This window comes from Prevotella sp. P6B1 (assembly GCF_000702825.1).
Classification (GTDB): Bacteria; Bacteroidota; Bacteroidia; order Bacteroidales; family Bacteroidaceae; genus Prevotella.
The window spans coordinates 72,198-92,404 of sequence record NZ_JNKF01000013.1 but is presented as its reverse complement, the minus strand read 5'-3'; the positions used below and the strand labels follow the sequence as shown (position 1 = coordinate 92,404).

15 protein-coding genes are annotated in these 20,207 nt (G+C 54.6%); 7 read left to right on the top strand and 8 right to left on the bottom strand.

What is annotated here, in order from left to right:
- Positions 1-12: 12 nt before the first annotated feature.
- From T495_RS0109725 to rhaD, 7 genes are read left to right on the top strand one after another with little or no spacing between them, the layout of a single operon-like run.
- Entirely contained in the window at positions 13-1,602 is a 1,590-nt protein-coding gene (locus T495_RS0109725) for a rhamnogalacturonan acetylesterase (RefSeq protein WP_231495090.1), read from the top strand.
- 6 nt (positions 1,603-1,608) lie between these two features.
- Positions 1,609-1,926 carry an L-rhamnose mutarotase gene (gene rhaM / locus T495_RS0109720; protein WP_033148526.1) on the top strand — a complete coding sequence of 106 codons (318 nt, stop codon included), beginning with the start codon at positions 1,609-1,611 and terminating at the stop codon, positions 1,924-1,926.
- A gap of 8 nt (positions 1,927-1,934) precedes the next feature.
- Positions 1,935-3,251, top strand: a complete 1,317-nt coding sequence (locus T495_RS0109715) for a glycoside hydrolase family 28 protein (RefSeq protein WP_033148525.1) — start codon at positions 1,935-1,937, stop codon at positions 3,249-3,251.
- Positions 3,244-4,725: a rhamnulokinase family protein gene (locus tag T495_RS0109710; RefSeq protein WP_033148524.1), complete on the top strand. Its 1,482-nt coding sequence runs from the start codon at positions 3,244-3,246 to the stop codon at positions 4,723-4,725. Before T495_RS0109715 ends, T495_RS0109710 begins: the two co-directional genes overlap by 8 nt.
- A 13-nt stretch (positions 4,726-4,738) precedes the next feature.
- On the top strand, positions 4,739-6,169 hold the full coding sequence (locus T495_RS0109705; RefSeq protein WP_033148523.1) for an arabinose isomerase: 1,431 nt from the start codon (positions 4,739-4,741) through the stop codon (positions 6,167-6,169).
- Positions 6,170-6,174: 5 nt separating this feature from the next.
- Complete coding sequence (locus tag T495_RS0109700) at positions 6,175-7,506, top strand: MFS transporter (protein ID WP_033148522.1); 1,332 nt, start codon at positions 6,175-6,177, stop codon at positions 7,504-7,506.
- Between the two features lies 1 nt (position 7,507).
- A complete protein-coding gene (rhaD, locus tag T495_RS0109695) occupies positions 7,508-8,332 on the top strand; it encodes a rhamnulose-1-phosphate aldolase (RefSeq protein ID WP_033148521.1) in 825 nt (274 codons plus the stop codon).
- Positions 8,333-8,411: 79 nt separating this feature from the next.
- On the opposite strand, the gene T495_RS16375 is transcribed toward rhaD, so the two are convergent.
- The 8 genes from T495_RS16375 to trpB all read right to left on the bottom strand — a co-directional run bounded on the left by T495_RS16375 (position 8,412) and on the right by trpB (position 19,878).
- Positions 8,412-13,217, bottom strand: coding sequence for a glycoside hydrolase family 88 protein (locus T495_RS16375; RefSeq protein ID WP_081832080.1), 4,806 nt, complete (start codon positions 13,215-13,217; stop codon positions 8,412-8,414).
- A 100-nt stretch (positions 13,218-13,317) separates the two neighbouring features.
- On the bottom strand, positions 13,318-14,094 hold the full coding sequence (gene trpA / locus T495_RS0109685) for a tryptophan synthase subunit alpha (protein WP_033148520.1): 777 nt from the start codon (positions 14,092-14,094) through the stop codon (positions 13,318-13,320).
- Positions 14,091-14,705 carry a phosphoribosylanthranilate isomerase gene (locus T495_RS0109680; RefSeq protein WP_081832079.1) on the bottom strand — a complete coding sequence of 205 codons (615 nt, stop codon included), beginning with the start codon at positions 14,703-14,705 and terminating at the stop codon, positions 14,091-14,093. The genes trpA and T495_RS0109680 overlap by 4 nt, the downstream gene beginning before the upstream one ends.
- Complete coding sequence (gene trpC / locus T495_RS0109675) at positions 14,702-15,487, bottom strand: indole-3-glycerol phosphate synthase TrpC (RefSeq protein WP_051651979.1); 786 nt, start codon at positions 15,485-15,487, stop codon at positions 14,702-14,704. The genes T495_RS0109680 and trpC overlap by 4 nt, the downstream gene beginning before the upstream one ends.
- Before the next feature lie 93 nt (positions 15,488-15,580).
- Positions 15,581-16,579, bottom strand: coding sequence for an anthranilate phosphoribosyltransferase (gene trpD, locus T495_RS0109670; protein WP_028904033.1), 999 nt, complete (start codon positions 16,577-16,579; stop codon positions 15,581-15,583).
- A 51-nt stretch (positions 16,580-16,630) separates the two neighbouring features.
- Positions 16,631-17,194 (bottom strand): aminodeoxychorismate/anthranilate synthase component II, encoded by a 564-nt coding sequence (locus tag T495_RS0109665; protein ID WP_028904032.1) that lies wholly within the window; start codon positions 17,192-17,194, stop codon positions 16,631-16,633.
- Positions 17,195-17,220: 26 nt separating this feature from the next.
- Positions 17,221-18,642 carry an anthranilate synthase component I family protein gene (locus T495_RS0109660; protein ID WP_033148517.1) on the bottom strand — a complete coding sequence of 474 codons (1,422 nt, stop codon included), beginning with the start codon at positions 18,640-18,642 and terminating at the stop codon, positions 17,221-17,223.
- A gap of 30 nt (positions 18,643-18,672) precedes the next feature.
- A complete protein-coding gene (gene trpB / locus T495_RS0109655) occupies positions 18,673-19,878 on the bottom strand; it encodes a tryptophan synthase subunit beta (protein WP_033148516.1) in 1,206 nt (401 codons plus the stop codon).
- Positions 19,879-20,207: the final 329 nt, after the last annotated feature.

The window sequence follows — 20,207 nt, the reverse complement described above, 5'->3', positions numbered from 1 at the left end:
TCACTCCTTTTCATGGGTATGTCGATGGTGGCTGCGGCGCAAGTGCCCGAAGCCCCGAAAGATGTGAATGGTGTGGTGGATAACACCCCCGACAGTATAGCCCAGGCCATGACGGCGCGCCCTGTGCCAGGCTCGAGTCGTGTGGGCACCAACCCGGTATTGTTCCTGATAGGCAACTCTACCATGCGAACGGGTACACTGGGCAACGGCAACAATGGTCAGTGGGGCTGGGGCTACTATGCCCATAATTATTTCGACCCCACCAAGATAACAGTCGAGAACCAGGCCTTGGGCGGCATGAGCAGCCGAACCTTTTATAACCAGCTGTGGCAGCCTATCAAACAGGCCATCCGTCCGGGCGACTGGGTGATTATCTCCATCGGACATAATGACAACGGCCCCTATGATGAAGGTCGTGCCCGTGCCTCTATCCCCGGAGTGGGCGACGACTCGCTCCAGGTGGTGATCAAGGAGACCGGTGTGCATGAAACGGTCTATACCTATGGCGGCTACATGCGCCGCTATATCCGCGATGTGCGCCAGCAGGGCGGCAACCCCATCCTGATGTCGCTCACGCCCCGTAACGCCTACGACGAGCAGGGTCGCATCGTGCGTAAGCCGCACACCCAGTGGCTCATGCAGGTAGCGGCTGAGGAAGGCGTGCCCTTTGTCGACCTGAACGAGCTCTCTGGGCGGAAACTCGACCGTTATGGTGCCTGGAAAACCAGCTACCATTTCTTTCTCGACAAGATTCATACCAGCCGTTTTGGTGCCATGATGAACGCTCAGAGCGCTGCCGAGGGTCTGATGGCCAGTCACAACCCCGCCCTCCGTCCGCTGCAGGCCATGATGCGTGGTGTGGTGCCCGCCAGCTATGAGGTGGACCGCACAGGTGGCAAGCCCGTGGTGTTTATCACCGGCGACAGTACGGTGAAGAATGAGGATAAGGAAACCGATGGCATGTGGGGCTGGGGCTCCCAGGCCGGCACGGTGTTTGATGAGCGACGTATCAGCATCGTCAATGCCGCCATGGCCGGACGCAGCTGCCGCTCCTATCTGAACGAGGGCCGCTGGGACAAGGTCTATAACAGCCTGCAGCCAGGCGACTTCGTGCTCATCCAGTTCGGCCATAACGATATCAGCGTCATCGATAAGCCCAAATATCGGGGTGCCATCGCCACGGCCACCGACACCTGTCATGTGTACAAATTGGATACTGGGCATTACGAGGTGGTCTATTCGTTTGGCTGGTATCTCAAGAAGTTTATCCAGGATGTGCGCGAAAAGGGAGCCACCCCCATCCTGGTGTCGCTCACCCCGCGCAATGAGTGGACCGACGGCAAGATCGAGCGCCGTAACGACAGCTATGGCAAGTGGTACCGCCAGGTGGCAGAGGAGACTGGCGTGGAACTGGTCGACCTGCATAATATCGCCGCCGACCTGCTCGACAAGAAATGCGGCAGTAAGGCCCGCGCCCAGAAATACTATAAGCGCGACCATACCCACACCTCGCTTCTGGGGGCTAAGACCAATGCCCAGTGTGTGGCCAAGGGGCTCAGGGATAACCACAGTGTATTAGCAAACTATTTGAAAAAGAAATAAAACCAAATGAAACGATTTGCTTTTAAGATGCAGCTGAAACCAGGCTGCGAAAAGGAATACGAGCGCCGGCATGCTGCCATCTGGCCCGAGTTGGTGCAGATGATCAAGGAGGGCGGCGTGAGCAACTACAGCATCTACTGGGACAAAGAGACCAACATCCTCTTCGGCTACCAGGAGTGCGAGGGCGAGGGTAACTCGCAGGACACCACCAACGTGGATCCCATCACCCAGAAATGGTGGGACATGATGGCCGACATCATGGAGGTGAACCCCGACAACTCGCCGATAACCAAGCCTTTACAGGAAGTGTTTCATCTAGACTGAATGCCCCTATGAACAAACTTTTAATCGTGTTGCTCTCGGTGCTGGTGCTCACGGCAGGCGCCAAGACCAGAAAGAAAGCCATCGTTGAGCGGTGGCCCGATGGTACCCAGATGGACGCCTGGTTCAAGGACACCACCAAGGTGGATGTCGCCAAGCTGGGTCCGCAGTATGTGATTACCGACTATGGGGTGCAGTGTGACTCCACCCTGTTACAAACCAAGGCCATCCAGGCCGTCATCGACCGCGCCGCACAGGCGGGTGGGGGCGTGGTGGTCATCCCCCAGGGCACCTTCCTCACTGGCGCGCTGTTCTTCAAACAGGGCACCCACCTGCATGTGAAAGGTCGTCTGAAAGGCTCCGACCGTATCATCGACTTTCCTTATATGACCACCCGTATCGAGGGCGAGACCTGTACCTATTTCTGTGCGCTGGTCAATGCCGATGGCGTGGATGGATTCACCATCAGCGGCCATGGTACGATCGACGGCAACGGACTCACCTATTGGCAGGAGTTCTGGATACGTCGCAAGTGGAACCCCCAGTGCACCAATAAGGATGCACAGCGCCCACGCCTCACCTATATCTCTAACGCCAGGAATGTAACCATCCAGGATGTGCACCTGGTCAACTCGCCCTTCTGGACCAATCATGTCTATAAGAGTAGCCATGTGCGCTATCTCAACTGTTATATCTTTGCCCCCACGGAGAACATCTGGGCCCCCGATCCCACACGTGGTGCGCCCTCGAGCGATGCCATCGACATCGATGCCTGTACCGATGTACTCATCAACGGCTGCTACATGCATGTGAACGATGATGCCGTGGTGCTGAAAGGCGGCAAGGGCACCTGGGCCGACAAGGACGAGACCAACGGCAACTGCGAGCGCATCCTGATCCAGCATTGTCACTACGGCAAGGTGCACGGCTGCCTCACCTTGGGCTCCGAGTCGCTCCACGATCGCAATGTGATTCTGCGTAACTGCTATACCGAGCGTGCCGATCGTGTGTTGTGGCTCAAGATGCGTCCCGACACCCCTCAGCACTATGAGTATGTGACGGTGGAGAATATCACAGGCCATTGCAAACGGTTCCTCTTCATCCATCCCTGGTCGCAGTTCTTCAAACCCGAGAAGCGCGACGACATGCCGTTGAGCCGTTGCAACAATATCACCCTGCGCAACATACAGGTCGAGACCGCTACCCCCTACGACGTGAAGACATCCGACAAGTATGAACTTGTGGATTTCACCATCGACGGTCAGCCGCTGGTGTTCGCCAAGAATCCAGTAACAAATACCAATCTGCAAAATATCGTATATGAGTAAGCCATCCTATTTCTTCTCTGTAGACTTAGGCGCTACAAGTGGACGAACCATCATCGGACATATCAGCAACGGGCGGTTCGAACTCGAAGAGCTCACCCGTTTTCCCAATAACCTCATCATTCAGGGCGGGCATTATTATTGGGATATCTACGCCCTCTATTTCGAGATCATCAAAGGTCTGAAAGAGGCGGCACGCCGCGATCTGCCAATCACCAGCATCGGTATCGACACCTGGGGTGTCGACTTTGTGATGATAGGCGCCGACAATGCCATCCTGCGCAATCCCAGGGCCTATCGCGACCCCATCACCTTTCAGGCCATGGACGATTATCTGGCGCATGTGATGCCCCGTCAGGAGGTGTACGGCATAACAGGCATCCAGTTCCTGCATTTCAACTCGCTGTTCCAGCTCCATGCCATGCAGCAGGAGGGCAACAGCGCCCTCCGTCATGCTGAAAAGATACTCTTTGTACCCGATGCGCTGAGCTGGATGCTCACTGGGCAGGCGGTATGCGAGTATACCATTGCCTCGACCGCCCAACTGCTCGACCCGCGCACCAAGGAGCTCGACGAGCGCCTGTTGGCATCGGTGGGGCTCGACCGTTCCAAGTTCGGACGGATGGTGATGCCTGGCACCCGGATCGGTGTGCTCACCGACGAGGTGCAGCAGCTCACCGGCCTGGGTCCTGTACCCGTGGTGGCTGTGGCTGGTCACGACACCGGCTCAGCCGTTGCCGCCGTGCCTGCACAGAATGAGCAGTTTGCCTATCTCTCCAGTGGCACCTGGAGTCTGATGGGCATCGAAACCCGGGAGCCCGTCATCAGTCAGCTGTCCTACGACCGCAACTTCACCAACGAGGGCGGTATCGAAGGCACCACCCGCTTCCTGAAGAATATCTGTGGCATGTGGCTCTATGAGCGCTGCCGTCTGGAGTGGCCCGAGGAGGTGCGCCAGCTGTCGCATCCCGAGCTACAGGGCCAGGCCATGCAGGTAGAGGCCTTCCGTTCACTCATCAACCCCGACGATGCCCTGTTTGCCGCGCCAGCCTCCATGATTGGTGCCATCCAGCAGTACTGTCGCAACACCGGCCAGCCCGTGCCCGAGACGCCTGGGGCCATCTGTCGCTGCATCTTCGATTCGCTGGCGTTGCGCTATCGTCAAGTGTTCCAGTGGCTGCAGCAGTTTGCTGCCTTCGACCTCAAGGTGCTCCACATCATCGGTGGCGGCTCGCTCAACCAGTATCTCAACCAGTTCACGGCCAATTCGTTGAGCGTGGAGGTACTGGCAGGTCCACAGGAGGGCACGGCCATCGGCAACATCATGGTGCAGGCCAAGGCTGCCGGACTGGGCGACGACATCTGGCAGATGCGCCGCATCATCGCCAACAGCATCAACCTGGTGCCCTATCATCCCCAGGACAAGGCCCTGTGGGATGCCGCTTACGAGAAATATCTGAAAGTAACAAATCAATAATAACAAAACAATTATGGCTAAACCCTTAGTAGAAACGAAAGCAAGAGTGGGCGTGTTCTCTATCGCCCTGCAGGCCTATCTGCCACAGTTCCCTCAGCTCGTTCCCGAGTTTGAGGCTCAGTATGAAGCATTTAAGAAAACACTGCCCGATAGCATTGAGGTGGTCGATGGTGGTATGGTCACCACCAAGGAGCAGTCCATGGCGGCAGGCGATAAGTTCCGCGCTGCCGATGTGGATCTCGTCATCCTGCAGATGCTCACCTATTGCACCTCTTATAATATGTTGCCGGCTGTGCGCGACCTCGATGTGCCGGTGGTCATTGTGAACCTCCAGAAGAAGCTGGCTCCCGACTATGCCAAGACCGATATCCCCACTTGGTTGGGCGAGCTCTATGCATGTGGCGCCATCGGTGAGATGGTGGCCGACCTGAACCGTGCCGGCAAGCGTTCGGCGGTGATCACGGGTGTGGTCGAAGGCGGCGATCCGGCAGCACAGGCCGAAATCGAGGACTGGTGCCGTGCCGCCCAGGTACGTCGCCGTTTCCGCGATACCAACATCGCTCAGATCGGTCGTCCATATCCTGGTATGATGGATCTCTATATCGATGAGACCAACCTCTACCACCGCCTGTTTGTGTATACCAAGCAGTTCGACTGGGAGAAGATGTGGGCCATTGCCGACCACATCACCGACGAGGCTGCTATCCGTGCCAAGGCGCAGGATATCCTCGACACCTTCGACATCGAGGGTGGCGGCACCATCGAGAAGGTGTGGGATATGGCCAGGTATGTGGTGGCTTTCGAGCAGTGGGTCAAGGATGAGCAGCTGGGCATGATTGCCTCGCATTACGACGGCTTCGCACAAGGCGTTGCCGGCAAGCTCGATTCCATGCTGATCCCCGCCTTCTCCATGCTCATCAAGCAGCACACGGCCTGTGCCGTCGAGGGCGACATGAAGGTGGCCATGGCCATGAGCATCCTGAAGACCATCAGCGGCACCGGCACGCTGGCCGAGATGTATTCCATCGATTTCCCCAAGGATATCTGCATCATCGGCCACTCCGGTTCTGGCGATTTCGACATCTCGCAGGCCCGCAAGCCCACCATGAAGATCGTGCCCGTGTTCCACGGCAAGGCCGGTGGCGGCTACCTCACCCAGTTCTATCCCCCCACGGGTCCTGTCACCTATCTGGCTATCACGCAGGATAAGAACGGCGTGTTCAAGTTCGTGGTGGCCGAAGGTGTGAACGAGGAGGGCCCCATCTTTACCTTTGGCGATACCAACATGCGCACCAGGTTCTCTCTGAGCTGCCGTGAGTTTGTCAACAAGTGGAGCGAGGCTGGTCCCACCCACCACATGGCAGCCGCTGTGGGCCATCATATCGACACCATCCTGAAGGTGGCTAAGATTCTGAATATCGAGTGTGACGTGGTTTGCAGATAGTGACTATGGCAAAGAGTGGAAGTTTAAAGAGCACCCTGGCGGTGTCGCTCAATAATTATCTGGATGCCGGTGCCATCGTGGCCGGCGCCAGTGGTGTCACGCTGTGGCAGAACTACTTAGGACTGAGTGAGATGCATCTGGGCTGGCTCAATGCGCTGAGCGCCAATGCGCTGGGCGCTGCCATCGGTGCCATCATCGGTGGCTTCCTGGCGGATAAGTTCGGTCGTAAGTTCATCTTTACCTATAATCTGTTGGTGTATATGACGGGCGTGCTCATCATCATGCTCTCCATCAATTTCCCCATGCTGCTGGCAGGCTTCCTCATCACCGGCATCTCGGTGGGCATCGGTGTGCCGGCCTCGTGGACCTATATCTCAGAGAGCTCCGAGGTGAGCAACCGCGGCCGCAACATCTGTATCTCGCAGATGTCGTGGGGTGTGGGTCCCATGTGCATCCTGCTCTTTGGCATGCTGCTGGCGCCCGGGGGCTACTTCTATGGCCCCGTTGAGGCTTTTGCCCATCAGGTGCTGGGCGCCGACGCCCCCCAGGCGGCTGTCCAGGTGTTCAGCTCCCGCATGGTGTTCGCCACCCTTTTCATCGTGGCGTTCATTGCTTGGAACCTGCAGCGACAGTTGGAGGAGAGTGCGGCGTTTACGGCTCAGAAGGACCAGCACAACAGTGGTATCGTGGATAACATCAAGCTGCTGTTCACCAATCGCATCGCTGTGCGCACGGTGGCTTTCCTGGCAGCCATCTACCTCACTTGGAACCTGGTGGCCAGTGTCATGGGCTTCTTCATGCCTCACATCTACGAGACCGCCGGCGGACTCACCAACGAGACGGCCAACATGCTCAGTTGCATCAGTTGGGTGTTTGTGGTGGTCACCACCTTTATCATCTCCTTCTATGTCGATAAGGTGGCGCATCGCTTCTTCTATGTCTTCGGCTTGGCGGCAGCCCTCTCGGCGTGGATCCTCATCATCGGTGGTGGCGTCACTTCCATCGCTGGCATCTGGCTGTTCACCATCCTGTGGGGCGTCAATAACGGCAGCTCCGTCCAGGTGTTCTACGCCTTGTGGGGCTCCGAGCTGTTCCCCGCCAAGTTCCGTGCCGGTGCCCAGGGCCTCATGTTCTTCATCGTGCGCGGCCTCTCAGCCGTTTGGGGACTGGTGTTCACCTTTATCTATGGCGACAATGGCGAGGGCTTCACCCTGGCGGCCTACTGCATGATTGCGCTGCTGCTGGCATCGCTCCTGGTGGGTCTCATCGGCATGCCCGATACGCGCGGCAAGTCGCTCGAACAAATCACAAAAGAACGTTACGGAGAAAATATATAATATGGAAAAGAGTATTTTAGAAGGTCGCGAGCAGTTGAAAGCGGTCGTATATCAGATAGCCGAGGTTACAGGCTATCTCTGGCAGAAAGGTTGGGCTGAGCGTAATGGTGGCAACATCACCGTTAACGTCACCGAGTATATGGACGAGGCATGCCGTCAGCTGCCTGCCATCGCCCCCGTCAAGCAGATTGGTATGACGCTGCCTCAGCTCAAAGGCAAGTATTTCTATTGTAAGGGCACCGGCAAGCGCATGCGCGATCTGGCCCGCGAACCCATGCAGAACGGCAGTATCATCCGCATCTGCGACGACTGCGCCAGCTACGAGGTCATTGCCGACGAGCCGGTGGTGCCCACCTCCGAGTTGCCCACCCACCTGGCGCTGCAGAACTATCTGTTGGAAACCGGTTCGAGCTATAAGGCCACCCTTCACACCCATCCCATCGAGCTGGTGGCCATGAGCCATATCCAGCGCTTCCTCAAGGGCGATGAGATGACCCGTGTGCTGTGGTCCATGATCCCCGAGACGCTGGCGTTCGCTCCTCTGGGCATTGGCATTGTGCCCTACGCCCTGCCGTCGTCGGTAGCGCTGGCCGAGGCCACCCTCGAGCAGATCAAGACCCACGATGTGGTGCTGTGGGAGAAACATGGCACGGTGGCTGTAGGTACCGATATCATGGATGCCTTCGATCAGACCGATGTGCTCTGCAAGGCCGCCAACATCTATATGTGTGCCCGTGCCATGGGCAGTGAGCCCGATGGCATGACCGCCGCGCAGATGAAGGAAGTGCAGGATGTGTTCCACCTGCCCAAGAAACGTCCTTGCTAAGTTTTCGTTTCTTGGCAAACAAGAAGCATGCGCTCCAATGATGGGGCGCATGCTTTGTTTGTATGGCATATGCTTGGTTTTATTGCATCCGTTGCAGGCCTTCCCAGCGCACGTTCCAGCGGCCATCCTTGGGGAAGCCGGGGTTTAGCGGCTCTGAACAACCATCCCAGCCCGCACACATCATGGCTACGGCTGTGAGCAGGGCGCCATTGCCGGGCAGGTAGATGCGCAGACGGTCGCCTGTCTGGAAGTTATGTCCGTTGGGCAGGTAGGTGTTCTTCTGGGTGTTGATGAGCAGGGCCTGGAGGGCTGTCTCGGGCTGACCCAGGCGGGCGGCGGTCATGGCGATCATGCCATAGTCCCAGCCCCAGGTGGTCTGCCAGTTCCAGTGCTGCATCACCCAGTTGAGGGTGCGCTGCATTGCTGCCTGACTGTATAATGCGGCTGATGTCCCGTTTACGGGCATACTGGGCAGTAGGCCGCAAGCTCCTAATACGGCGGGATGATCATTGCGGCACTTATCGGCAAAGGTCTCGATCTTCTTGCCAGTGGCATCGAAGGGGTCGAAGGCCTCGTGCTGCTTGTCGGTACCTATCTGGATGCCTGCTGTGTAGATGCCGTTAGCCTCAGGCAGTGGTGAGAGTTTGGCGATGATATCGTCCCACTTGGCGATGCGGGGCTTGCCCTGACGCTCGCGCCACTGTTGCGCCACCTTCAGTCCGTACTGCCAATAGGCTAACTCGAAGGGCTGATTGTAGGAGAGGTCCTTGGTCATGCACTCCTGCATGGCGGTGGCACCCTTGAGGATGTAACGTTGCTGACGGGCATCGTAGGTCACGTAGTCGGCCATGAACTCGGCCGTTGCCTCTACCTGCTCGCCATAGGTCTTTAAGGTCTCGGCAGTGGGATAGGCGCGATATAGTTCCTCGGCCATGTAGATGTAGTGGGGCTGTTGCCAGATGAGGAACGAGCCTGTATTCGAAGGCGCCTCGCCAGCCCAGGGGTCGGTCATCTTCATCCAGCGCACGCCCTTGAATCCTTGTCGTGCGGCTATCTGGCGGGCTACGGGGTAAGCTACGTCGTTATACCATTTCATAATCTGTGCCAGTACCTCAGGACGGTTCCAAAGGGCAAAATCAACCATGTGCCACCATGCCATCTCTAAGTGCGGACGTCCAAACCAACTGTTATAGGTGAGTCCGGTTTCCTGTGGCGGCATATTATTGGCGCAGTTAATCTGGGTGAGGTATTGTGACAGTACCACGCGGCGCTCCAGTTCCTTGGCGCGAGGGTCGGTACACTGTGAGAAGTCGATGATGGCACCTGCGTTCCACCAGGCATTCCAGAAGCGCAATGCTGCCTTGTGATACTGGTCGTACTCGAATGCCAGGTCTTTGGCGGGCTGCGCATCCAGATATTCAGCCGACACGGTCAGCACCTCGTCCTGAGTAGTCAGCTCGAATGCATGCGGACCGCATACATCGAGTGTGGCGCGCCCTTCCCATTGTAGTAGCACGTAATACGTGGTGGCATCGAGGGTGCGCTTGATAAGGGCTTTCTGTGTGCCTTTTTCTATAATCTCCGACTGATGCTTCTGTGGCTGGTGCCAGTCGCTGGCATCGTCGGCATGATTGCCTGAAGGATAGGGGAAACGCAGGCTGATAATGGCACGCTGATCAGTAAGCAGCTTACTGACGATACGGGCGTAGAGCGCATCTTTGGCAGGATGAACACCTGTTGTTACTTCCACCTGTTGTCCGTCGACTATGAACTTCGATTCTATCTCGCCGTCCAGTAGTTTCTGTTCCTGACGGATGCCTGTCAGCTCGTTCAAGGCGACAGGTGTGTTGTCGGCATGTCTCAGCGAGAGTCCTATGGCGCCTAAGTTCAGACGGTGCGGGTTCACGCGAAAGAACTCTGTAGCTTCCTTGCGGCGTCCGTCTGTTGCCTTTTTGTATTCCACGGCATATACCTCCTGATGTCCATGTCCGAAGTCGAAGGTTTTCTCGGATTCTGCAGGCGTCAGCTGCTTGGTGTTTGGAAACTGATGCCAGCCCCAGTCGCTCATGGCGCAGAGGGGCACGCCGTTCTTGTAGTCTTCAGGAAACGACTGCAGTCCTGTCACATCGACCGTTGTCGTAAAGTGACCGTTACCCACGGAGAGCGATGCCAAGGGATCGACTTGTGTGATGACGGGGTTATGGCGATTAACAACAGCGTGACGGTCTATAGAGGCCGTCACGTTGTTGATATTGTATCCTAACTGTTCCATTTCGAGCGAGGCCCATATAAACGGCCCTACGCCTTTTGCGTCGTTGTCACGAATCGGTTCGGAGAGATAATAGAGGAACCCGCCGTCGCGTCGTTTGTTCTCGTTGACTGTTCCTTTGGGATTCACCTTTTTCAGCGCCGCTTCCACCTCGGGTGTGGCTGCCGGACCAAGTCCTGCTACCGAACAACACTGGGTGAGCGATATCGTCTTGTCTTCGTTAACGCGGATAAAGCGGTTGATGATGCCTTTATATGCCTTGATGCCGGCATCGCGGTATTTCGTGCCTAAGTAGCCTTTGTTGTAAGCCTTCAGCAGCACATAGGCAAACATCGACGAGCAGGTCGACTCTAAGTAGTTGCCCTTGCGGCCAGGCTGATCCATCACCTGATACCATACGCCAGTCTTCTTGTCCTGCCATTTGATGACGGCGTCCAGATCCTTCTGCAACAGGTCGATCACTTCCTGACGGCGGGCGTAGTTCTCTGGCAGTGCATCGAGCACTTCGATAAGAGCCATCGAGTACCACCCCTGCGCACGTCCCCAGCAGTGCTGTGAGAGTCCTGTCTCCTGGTCAGCCCAGAAGGTCTTGCGGGTTTCGTCGTAAGCATGACGGTTCAGGCCTGTCTTGGGGTCGAGTGTACGCTCGTAGGTTATCTTCAGCTGGTTCACAGCATCGTCGTATATCTTGAAGATGTCACCTCTCTTTGCTCCTTTAGTTGTAGTAGTGATAGGGGCTGTGAGTGTGCGGAAGGGCAGTCCCATGAATATGCCGTCCAACCATACCTGATAAGCGTAGATGGCCTTGTGCCAGAATACCTTGTCGGCTACGGTACGAGGCTGATTCTGCAGCTGTTTCATCATGGTCTTCATGGCTATCAGATTCTTGGCCTCAGGCCACTGCTGATACATACGGGTTACGAAATGACCTGTACGGATATTGTCGAGGTTATAATCCAGAATGTTATAGCCACGGATGTCGCCCTTGGCGTTGATCATCGTATCGGTATATTCCTGACAGTACTGGCGGATAGCCTCACCACCGTATTTCAGATAGGTGTCGAGCATTCCCTCGAGTTCGATACCCATCACGTAGCTCCATTTGGGAGCCTGCGAGAAATCCAGCAGATAGCTCTTGGGTACGCGCTTCATCTCCGAGTAGGTCATCCACTCCGAGTAGTTCTTATAGGGTGCCTGGAGCAGCGACAGCGAACCGTTGATAAACAGGCGGTCGAAGTTCACGTTGCGGGTCTTGCCGCTCATGAAGTTGCCGCTCTTCACGCCGTTGAAGCGACAGTTTTTCACGTTGATGTCATATACGAAGGTGTCCTCATCCAAACCTATGATCTGTACGCCGTATTTCGACTCCTGACTGGTCACGTTCTCCATGTACACATTGCGTACGATGGGGTAGTAGCCACGGCAGCAGATCTCATTATGCTCGTAGTCGAGATTGATTTTCAGCACGCTTTCCTTACACTTGCCGACGGTGATGTTACGCATGTTGATATTCTCGATGATACCACCGCGGCAGCTGTTGGTCTTGATACGCAGTACACGCTCCAGTTCAGGCGAGTCCATCACACAGTCGTGGGCATACACATTCTGGCAACCGCCCGAAATCTCAGAGCCAACCACTACGCCACCATGTCCGTTCTTCATCTCACAGTTACGGATGATGATGTTCTTCGATGGCATGTTGCGCTCGCGACCATCGCGGTTGCGTCCGCTCTTGATGGCGATACAGTCGTCGCCTGTGTTGAAGAAACAATCCTCTATCAGCACGCGGTCGCAGCACTCGGGGTCGCAGCCGTCGCCGTTAGGACCATCGTTGATCATTTTTACACGTCGAACGGTGATATCGGTAGAGTGCAGAGGATGAATCACCCAGAAAGGCGAACGCAGCAGCGTTACGTCCTCTAACAGGATTCCCTCGCACTTGTTGAAGCTGACCAACTGTGGGCGCAAGCCGTCCTTAGCAGTAAACACGCGCTCAGGTGTGCGCTCTCCTTTCTCATTATACATAGGTACGCCGTCCTCACCATCCTTCAACAGGCGAGCACGTGAACCTGCACGCTGACTGACGATGCCTTCCTTCCATCCGAAGCGGGGATTGCCGTTCCAGGGCCACCACGTGTCGTTAGAGCCACCACCGTCGATGGTGCCTTTACCTGTGATAGCGATATCCTTGGCTTTGTAGGCATAGACGCAGGGCGACAGATTGAAGCACTCCAGTCCTTCCCACGAGGTCTCGACGATGGGGTAGAGTTCTGGTTGAAAAACGAACTCGAGCACAGCGCCTTCCTGCACCTCCAGGTTCACGCCGTTTTTCAACTGGATGGCACCCGTCAGGAACTTCTGTCCTGCAGGCACTACCACGCGGCCACCGCCCTTTTTCGAACAGAGGTCGATAGCCTTCTGGATAGCTTTCTGGTTCTTGGCAGCCGTATTGTCGGTCTTTGCGCCATACTTGGTAATGAGATAAGCCTTATCGGCAAATTGGGGGGTACGGATACTCTGCTCAATCTGCTTGTATTGAGCCTCGTTCCACTGCTGGGCTGCAGCTAACAGAGGTGTCAGCATACAGAGCATCACAATCTGAAATAATTTTTTCATATTTGGTAAACGTTATTAGTCCGTAGTTACGATTTCGGTGCAAATATACAACAAAATCGTGAACCACGGACTAACTGTAGTCTAAAATCTTACGTAAACGTTAACTTTGCAGCGCCTCGAACAGCTTGTCGAGTGCCTCGTCGGCATTCTTGCTCTCGTTGAGCAGTGTGACGAACTTCGAGCCGATGATGGCGCCTGCTGCATTCTGCTGGGCAGCCTCGAGCGTCTGCTTGTTGCTGATGCCGAAACCAATCATGCGTGGGTTACGCAGATTCATGGCGTTGATACGGCGGAAGTAGGCCTGTTTAGCATCGTCGAAATTCTTCTGGGCGCCAGTGATGGCTGCGCTCGATACCATATATACAAAGCCATCGGTGTTGTCGTCGATGAAGCGGATGCGCTCCTCGCTCGTCTCTGGCGTGATGAGCATGATGATACGCAGGTCGTACTTGTCGGCAATAGGCTTGACTACCTCTTGATAGTCCTTGAAGGGCAGATCAGGAATGATGGCGCCACTCACACCGCTCTCTACGCACGATTGGCAGAATGCCTCGATGCCGTAGTGTAGTATGGGGTTCAGATAGCCCATCAGTACCAAGGGAATCTCTACCTGGTCCTTGATAGCCTTTAACTGGGCGAAGAGGGTCTTCAGGTTCATACCGTTTTTCAGTGCCTGTGTGGCTGCGCTCTGAATCACCGGACCGTCGGCCAAGGGATCGCTGAAGGGAATGCCTACTTCAATCATGGCGATGCCACGACGCTGCATGGTCAGTATCACGTCGGCAGTGCCTTCGAGTGTAGGACAACCTGCACAGAAGTACAGTGACAGGAGCTTCTGGTCCTGACTGTTAGCAAAGAGTTGATTGATCTTATTCATATATTTAAACCTTTTATAAATGCTTTTAATGTTCCAACGTCTTTGAGCCCTGGGGCTGTTTCGAAGCGTGAGTTCAGATCGATGCCGATGCATTTGCTGTGGTAGAACTTGTTCACCCGTTCAGCATCATCAGGCCCGATGCCACCGCTCAGCAGGAAGGGAGTGTCGCCTTTGTAGGCCTTGAGTACCGTCCAGTCGAACTTCTCGCCGTTGCCGCCAACACTCTTGCCTTTGGTGTCGAACAGCAGACAGTTGGCTACGCCTTGATAGGCTTCTGTCAGGGCAAAGTCGGCTGCTGTGGCTATGTTGAAGGCCTTGATCACTTTGTAGCCACTGAGCTGTTTGATATAATCAGGGCGTTCATGCCCGTGCAGTTGGATGATGTCGAGTGCATATTCGTCGGCTGTGCGTTTCACCACCTCGATATCCTCATCAACAAACACGCCTACACGGTTGCAGTAGATAGGCAAATAGGCGGGTTTCTCGCTGACATAGCGGCTCGACTTGGGCCAGAAGATAAAGCCCATCATATCGATACCCAATCGTTCCACTTCACGGATGTTATCGGCCTCACGCATGCCGCAAATCTTAACGAGAAAGGGATTTTTCATAGCTGTTCTATAAATTCATGTAATGCCACTCCTGGGTTGGCGGTCTTCATAAAGTTCTCGCCAATCAGGAATCCGCGGAATCCGGCCTCACGAAGAGCCTTAACCGTGTCAGGGTTTGAGATGCCGCTCTCGCTCACCTTGACAGCCTCCTCAGGCAGTAGCTCTGCCATGCGGAATGAGTTGTCGATATCGGTGATAAAAGAACCTAAGTTTCGATTATTAATGCCGCACATATCTGGCTTTAAATCAGCGTATTCCAATTCTTCTTTGGAGTGCATCTCTAATAACACTTCTAAGCCTAACTGGTGGGCGGTGTTCAGCAGGCTGCGGCACTCGGCTACCGATAAATCGGCTGCAATCAGCAGCACGGCTGATGCACCGCATAGACGGGCCTGAAACAGCTGATACTCGTCGATGACGAAGTTCTTATAGAGGATAGGGATGTTCACCCCGCTATGACGGGCAGTGCGGATAAAGTCGTCGCACCCGCCAAAATATTTCATATCTGTCAGGATGCTCAGAGCTGCTGCTCCGTTCTGCTGATAGCTCAGGGGAATGATGTCGGGCTGTCCGTCCTCCTTGATCCATCCTTTTGAGGGCGACTTGCGCTTAAACTCGGCGATGATGCCCGAGTGGGATGCTGTCAGTGCCTGCTTCATCGAAGCCACACTGAAGTCGAGTATTGCCTCTACCTGTTTGTACAGCACCTGTGGGGCAACGGCTGCCTTCGCCAATTCCACCTCCATGCGCTTATGCGCTACAATTTCTTCCAGGATATCCATGATATTTCTCTTTTTGCAGCGGACTACAGGACTAACAGGATTGATTATCCTAAATGAAAAAGTCCTTAAGTCCTGTGATCCGTTGCTAAATTTTTAACTATTGAGCTCAACGAATTTCTTGAATGTTCTGAGGGCAGCGCCGCTGTCGATACTCTCGCGGGCAATCTCCACGCACTCCTCGATGCTCTTCTGGCCCTTCTCCAGTACTTGAATACCGAAGGCGGCATTTGCCAGAACGATGTTCTTCTGGGCAGGCAGTGCACGGTTCTCCAGTACGCTGTCGAAGATCTGTGCGGCCTCTTCCTCGGTAGCGCCGCCCACCAGCTCCTCGGGCTTGGCTATCTCGAAACCTAAGTCGCTGGGCTTGAAGATACGCTCGTACTGCTTGGTGGTTACCTTGAAGTCGCCAGTCAGCGAAATCTCGTCGTAACCATCGATAGAGTTCACGATGCCATAGTCGATACCAATCTTCTGATAGACCTGATTGTACAGGCGCATCTGGTCGAGGTTGGCCACGCCGAGCAGCTGACATTGAGGCTGTGATGGGTTAACCAGCGGGCCCAGCAAGTTAAAAATGGTTGGGAACTGTAGCGCCTTGCGGATAGGACCCACGAACTTCATGGCTTTGGCAAACAGCTGGGCGTGCAGATACACGATGCCTGCCTCGTTGAGACTGCGATTGAGCTTGTCGATATCGTCGGTGAATTTGATACCGTGATGCTGGATTACGTTCGAAGCACCCGATACCGAAGTGGCGGCATAGTTACCGTGCTTGGCTACCTTATAGCCTGCACCTGCAATCACAAAGCAGCTGGTGGTAGAGATGTTAAAGGTGTTCTTGCGGTCGCCACCTGTACCAACCACGTCGATGTAGCGGTCGGCATTCAGGATGGCTGGCACGCCAGTCTCTAAGATACCATCGCGGAAACCTAACAGCTCGTCGACTGTTACGCCACGCATCTGCAGGGCTGTGAGTAGCGCTGTGATCTGTTCGTTGGGAAACTCACTCTGGGTGATACCAATCAGGATATTCTTCATTTCTTCACGAGATAGTTCCTCGTGGTTCAGCATCCTGTTCAGGATGTCTTTCATTGTCTGTGCCATACTATTTAAAGTTCAATGTTCAATATTCAATGTTCAATGTTAAAGAAACATCCAGTTCTGCAGCATTTTTTTGCCGTCGGGCGTGAGCACGCTCTCGGGGTGGAACTGTATGCCACGAATGTTCATCGATTTGTGGCGTAGCGCCATGATCTGCCCCTCGTCGCTCTCGGCGGTTACCTCTAAGCAGTCGGGTAGATTCTCTTTCGATACCACCCATGAGTGATAGCGGCCGATGGTGATGTCGCGACTGATACCGCTGAAGAGTGGGTCGTCGCTTGTGATATGACAGGGTGTAGCCACGCCATGGAACACCTCGCTCAGGTTCTCCAGCTTGCCGCCGAATACCTCGCCGATGGCCTGATGGCCCAAGCACACGCCCAAGATAGGCTTCTTGCCGGCATAGGTGCGGATCACATCGAGCAGCAGACCAGCCTCTGAGGGGATGCCAGGACCTGGACTCAGGATAATCTTGCTATATGGCTCCAGCTCTTCGAGTTTGAACTGGTCGTTACGCAGCACGGTTACCTCTGCACCCAGTTCCTTTACCAAATGACTCAGGTTGTATGTAAACGAGTCGTAGTTATCTATTATAACGATCTTCATAATGTTCAATCTTCAATGTTCATTGATTAAAGGTTCTCAGCCTGTAGTATGGCCTTGCGCAGGGCGCCAAGTTTGTTGTTAACTTCCTGTAGTTCGTATTCCACATCGCTCTTAGCCACGATGCCACCGCCTGCCTGGAACCACAGCTCACCGTTACGGCTTACGAAGGTACGGATGGTGATGGCCTGATTCAACGAACCGTCCAGTCCGATGTAGCCGATACAGCCACCATAGGCACCACGGTTGTGAGGCTCGTAGTCGCTGATGAGCTGCATGGCACGTACCTTTGGTGCGCCTGAGAGTGTGCCTGCGGGGAAGGTGTCGATAAACGCCTTGATAGGATCGGCGCCCTCATCGAGTTCGCCACTAACGCGACTCACCAGATGGATGACGTGCGAGTAGTACTGCAGGTCCTTGTAGAAGTCGACTTTCACACCATGGCAGTTTCTTGAGAGGTCGTTACGTGCGAGATCTACCAGCATCACATGCTCGGCATTCTCCTTGGGGTCGTTGCGCAGATACTCTGCGCCACGTCGGTCGGCCTCAGCATCGCCCGTACGTTTTGTGGTACCGGCAATGGGGTCGATATATGCGCGGAATGCGGGTTTTGATTGTTTTGTGTTGGGTGATGGCTCAATTCTGCAGTGTGTCTCAGGTGATGAGCCGAAGATACGGAAACCGCCGAAGTCGAAGTAGAACAGATAAGGGCTGGGGTTGATGCTGCGCAGTGCGCGATAGAGCTTGAAGTCGTCGCCCTCGTACTGTTGGATAAATCGGCGTGAGAGCACAATCTGGAACACATCGCCACGCAGACAGTGCTTGATGCCTCGGCGGATGTTCTCACGGTGCTCATCGTCTGTCAGCGTTGAGCGTACATCGCCTACGGGGTGGAAGTCGTATGCCTGCACGTTGGCCTTGTTCATGGCCTTCATCACGGCATCGAGTTTGGCCTCGCCGCCAAGCGACACAATCTTCAAGGTGTTGTTGAAGTGGTCGAACACGATCACCACCTTGTAGAGTATATACAGCAGGTCGGGCGCATCGTTCTTGGCCTGCGTCTCGTCCTTCACGTTGATATCCTCGAAATAGCGCACCGCGTTAAACGATGTATAGCCGAACAGTCCGCACACCTTGGCATCGTCGCCCTCCACGTGAATGCGGTCTATCAGTTCGTGGATGGCCTTGTCAGAGCGATAGTCCTTGTTCACCTCGTGCTGCAGGGTACTGCCGTCAGGATAGGCGATGGTAGCTACGCCATGACCGATTGCCACGCTGGCCATGGGCTCAATGCCGATAAACGAACGTGAGTTGTCCTTATCGTGATAGTCCGAACTCTCCATCAGCGCACTCTGTGGATACAGGTCGCGCAGTCGCATATACACGCCTACTGGTGTATATAGATCCGCCAGGATCGTCTTCGATATTGTTGTATAATTGAATGTACTCATAATGTTCAATGTTCAATGCTCAATGTTCAATTAAAACTTCCCGTACTCGCCAGCCATGGCTTTATTCTTCAAGTAAGTCTCTACATCCTTGTCGCCGCGACCGCTTACGGTCAGCACTACCACGTCGTCCTTCTTGAATGTGAGTTTCTTCAGGGCTGCGATGGCGTGAGCACTCTCGATGGCGGGGATGATACCCTCCATGCGGGTCAGCTCGTAGCCGCCGTAGATGGCCTCGTCGTCGTTGATGCTCAATACCTGCGAGCGACCTTTCTTGGCCATGTTGCAGTGCATGGGTCCCACGCCGGGATAGTCCAGTCCTGCCGAGATGGTGAAGGCCTCCTGTATCTGTCCGTCCTCGTTCTGCATTACCAGCATTTTCGAACCGTGCAGAATGCCTGTTGTGCCTTTATGGATGGTAGCTGCTGTGTAGTCGGTCTGCCAGCCGTGTCCGCCAGCCTCAGCCAGTACTATCTTGGTGCGCTCCTCGTTCACGTAGTGGTAGATGGTACCGGCTGCGTTGCTACCGCCACCGATGCAGGCGATGAGATAGTCGGGATAGTCGCGGCCAATCTTCTCCTGCAACTGCCATTTGATTTCTTCGCTGATCACGCTCTGCATGCGTGCTACCAAGTCGGGGTAGGGATGTGGACCCATGGTGCTGCCTACGATATAAAAAGTGTCGGCAGGATGACAGCACCAGTCGCGGATAGCCTCCGAGCAGGCATCGCTCAGGGTCATGTTACCAGTACGTACGGGGTGTACCTCAGCACCCAGCATCTTCATGCGCTCCACGTTGGTGTGCTGGCGCTCCACGTCGGTAGCACCCATAAACACCTCGCACTTCATGTTCATCAGTGCGCAAACTGTAGCGGTAGCCACGCCATGCTGTCCGGCACCTGTCTCAGCAATGATACGGGTCTTGCCCATCTTCTTGGCCAGCAGGATTTGTCCGATGGTGTTGTTGATCTTGTGGGCACCAGTGTGGTTCAGGTCCTCGCGCTTCAGGTAGAGCTGGCAGCCGTAGTGCTCGCTCATACGCTTGGCATAGTACAACGGACTGGGGCGACCCACGTAATCCTTCAGCAGGGTATGATACTCAGCCTTGAACTCTGCGCTCTCAATGATGGGCAGATAGGCCTCCTGCAGGTCGTGCACACACTTGTAGAGTATCTCGGGCACGTAAGCCCCTCCGAACTCTCCGTAAAAACCTTTCTCATCAGCAAAATAATTCTCCATATCTATTTATATTTTCAATTTTCATTGTTTAATCAAAAAAAAGACTCGCCGCTGTCGCGACGAGCCTTTTTATACTATATCTATAGGTATACGGCATTAAACCTCGCGACTGTTTAATCTCGAGCTCTGCCACCACCAATAGTTGTTCTGAATTCTATTCATATTCTATGTTGCCTTTATAACATTTCGGCTGCAAAAGTAAGTATTTCATTTCAAACCGCCAAACATTTCGCCAACTTTTTTAATAAAATGTTAGCAAAAGTTGCTTTTTGCTTACTTTTTATAGGGCGAACTGTATGATTACACAGATGTTCGGCAAAGTTGCTGCA

What these genes read in the sequence shown, in the direction of transcription:
- trpB (WP_033148516.1), bottom strand. Translation starts at nt 19,878, where the DNA reads ATGGAGAATTATTTTGCTGATGAGAAAGGTTTTTACGGAGAGTTCGGA.
- T495_RS16375 (WP_081832080.1), bottom strand. Translation starts at nt 13,217, where the DNA reads ATGAAAAAATTATTTCAGATTGTGATGCTCTGTATGCTGACACCTCTG.
- T495_RS0109715 (WP_033148525.1), top strand. Translation starts at nt 1,935, where the DNA reads ATGAACAAACTTTTAATCGTGTTGCTCTCGGTGCTGGTGCTCACGGCA.
- T495_RS0109680 (WP_081832079.1), bottom strand. Translation starts at nt 14,705, where the DNA reads ATGAAAAATCCCTTTCTCGTTAAGATTTGCGGCATGCGTGAGGCCGAT.
- trpA (WP_033148520.1), bottom strand. Translation starts at nt 14,094, where the DNA reads ATGAATAAGATCAATCAACTCTTTGCTAACAGTCAGGACCAGAAGCTC.
- rhaD (WP_033148521.1), top strand. Translation starts at nt 7,508, where the DNA reads ATGGAAAAGAGTATTTTAGAAGGTCGCGAGCAGTTGAAAGCGGTCGTA.
- T495_RS0109665 (WP_028904032.1), bottom strand. Translation starts at nt 17,194, where the DNA reads ATGAAGATCGTTATAATAGATAACTACGACTCGTTTACATACAACCTG.
- T495_RS0109705 (WP_033148523.1), top strand. Translation starts at nt 4,739, where the DNA reads ATGGCTAAACCCTTAGTAGAAACGAAAGCAAGAGTGGGCGTGTTCTCT.
- T495_RS0109700 (WP_033148522.1), top strand. Translation starts at nt 6,175, where the DNA reads ATGGCAAAGAGTGGAAGTTTAAAGAGCACCCTGGCGGTGTCGCTCAAT.
- trpD (WP_028904033.1), bottom strand. Translation starts at nt 16,579, where the DNA reads ATGAAAGACATCCTGAACAGGATGCTGAACCACGAGGAACTATCTCGT.
- trpC (WP_051651979.1), bottom strand. Translation starts at nt 15,487, where the DNA reads ATGGATATCCTGGAAGAAATTGTAGCGCATAAGCGCATGGAGGTGGAA.
- T495_RS0109710 (WP_033148524.1), top strand. Translation starts at nt 3,244, where the DNA reads ATGAGTAAGCCATCCTATTTCTTCTCTGTAGACTTAGGCGCTACAAGT.
- rhaM (WP_033148526.1), top strand. Translation starts at nt 1,609, where the DNA reads ATGAAACGATTTGCTTTTAAGATGCAGCTGAAACCAGGCTGCGAAAAG.
- T495_RS0109660 (WP_033148517.1), bottom strand. Translation starts at nt 18,642, where the DNA reads ATGAGTACATTCAATTATACAACAATATCGAAGACGATCCTGGCGGAT.
- T495_RS0109725 (WP_231495090.1), top strand. Translation starts at nt 13, where the DNA reads ATGGGTATGTCGATGGTGGCTGCGGCGCAAGTGCCCGAAGCCCCGAAA.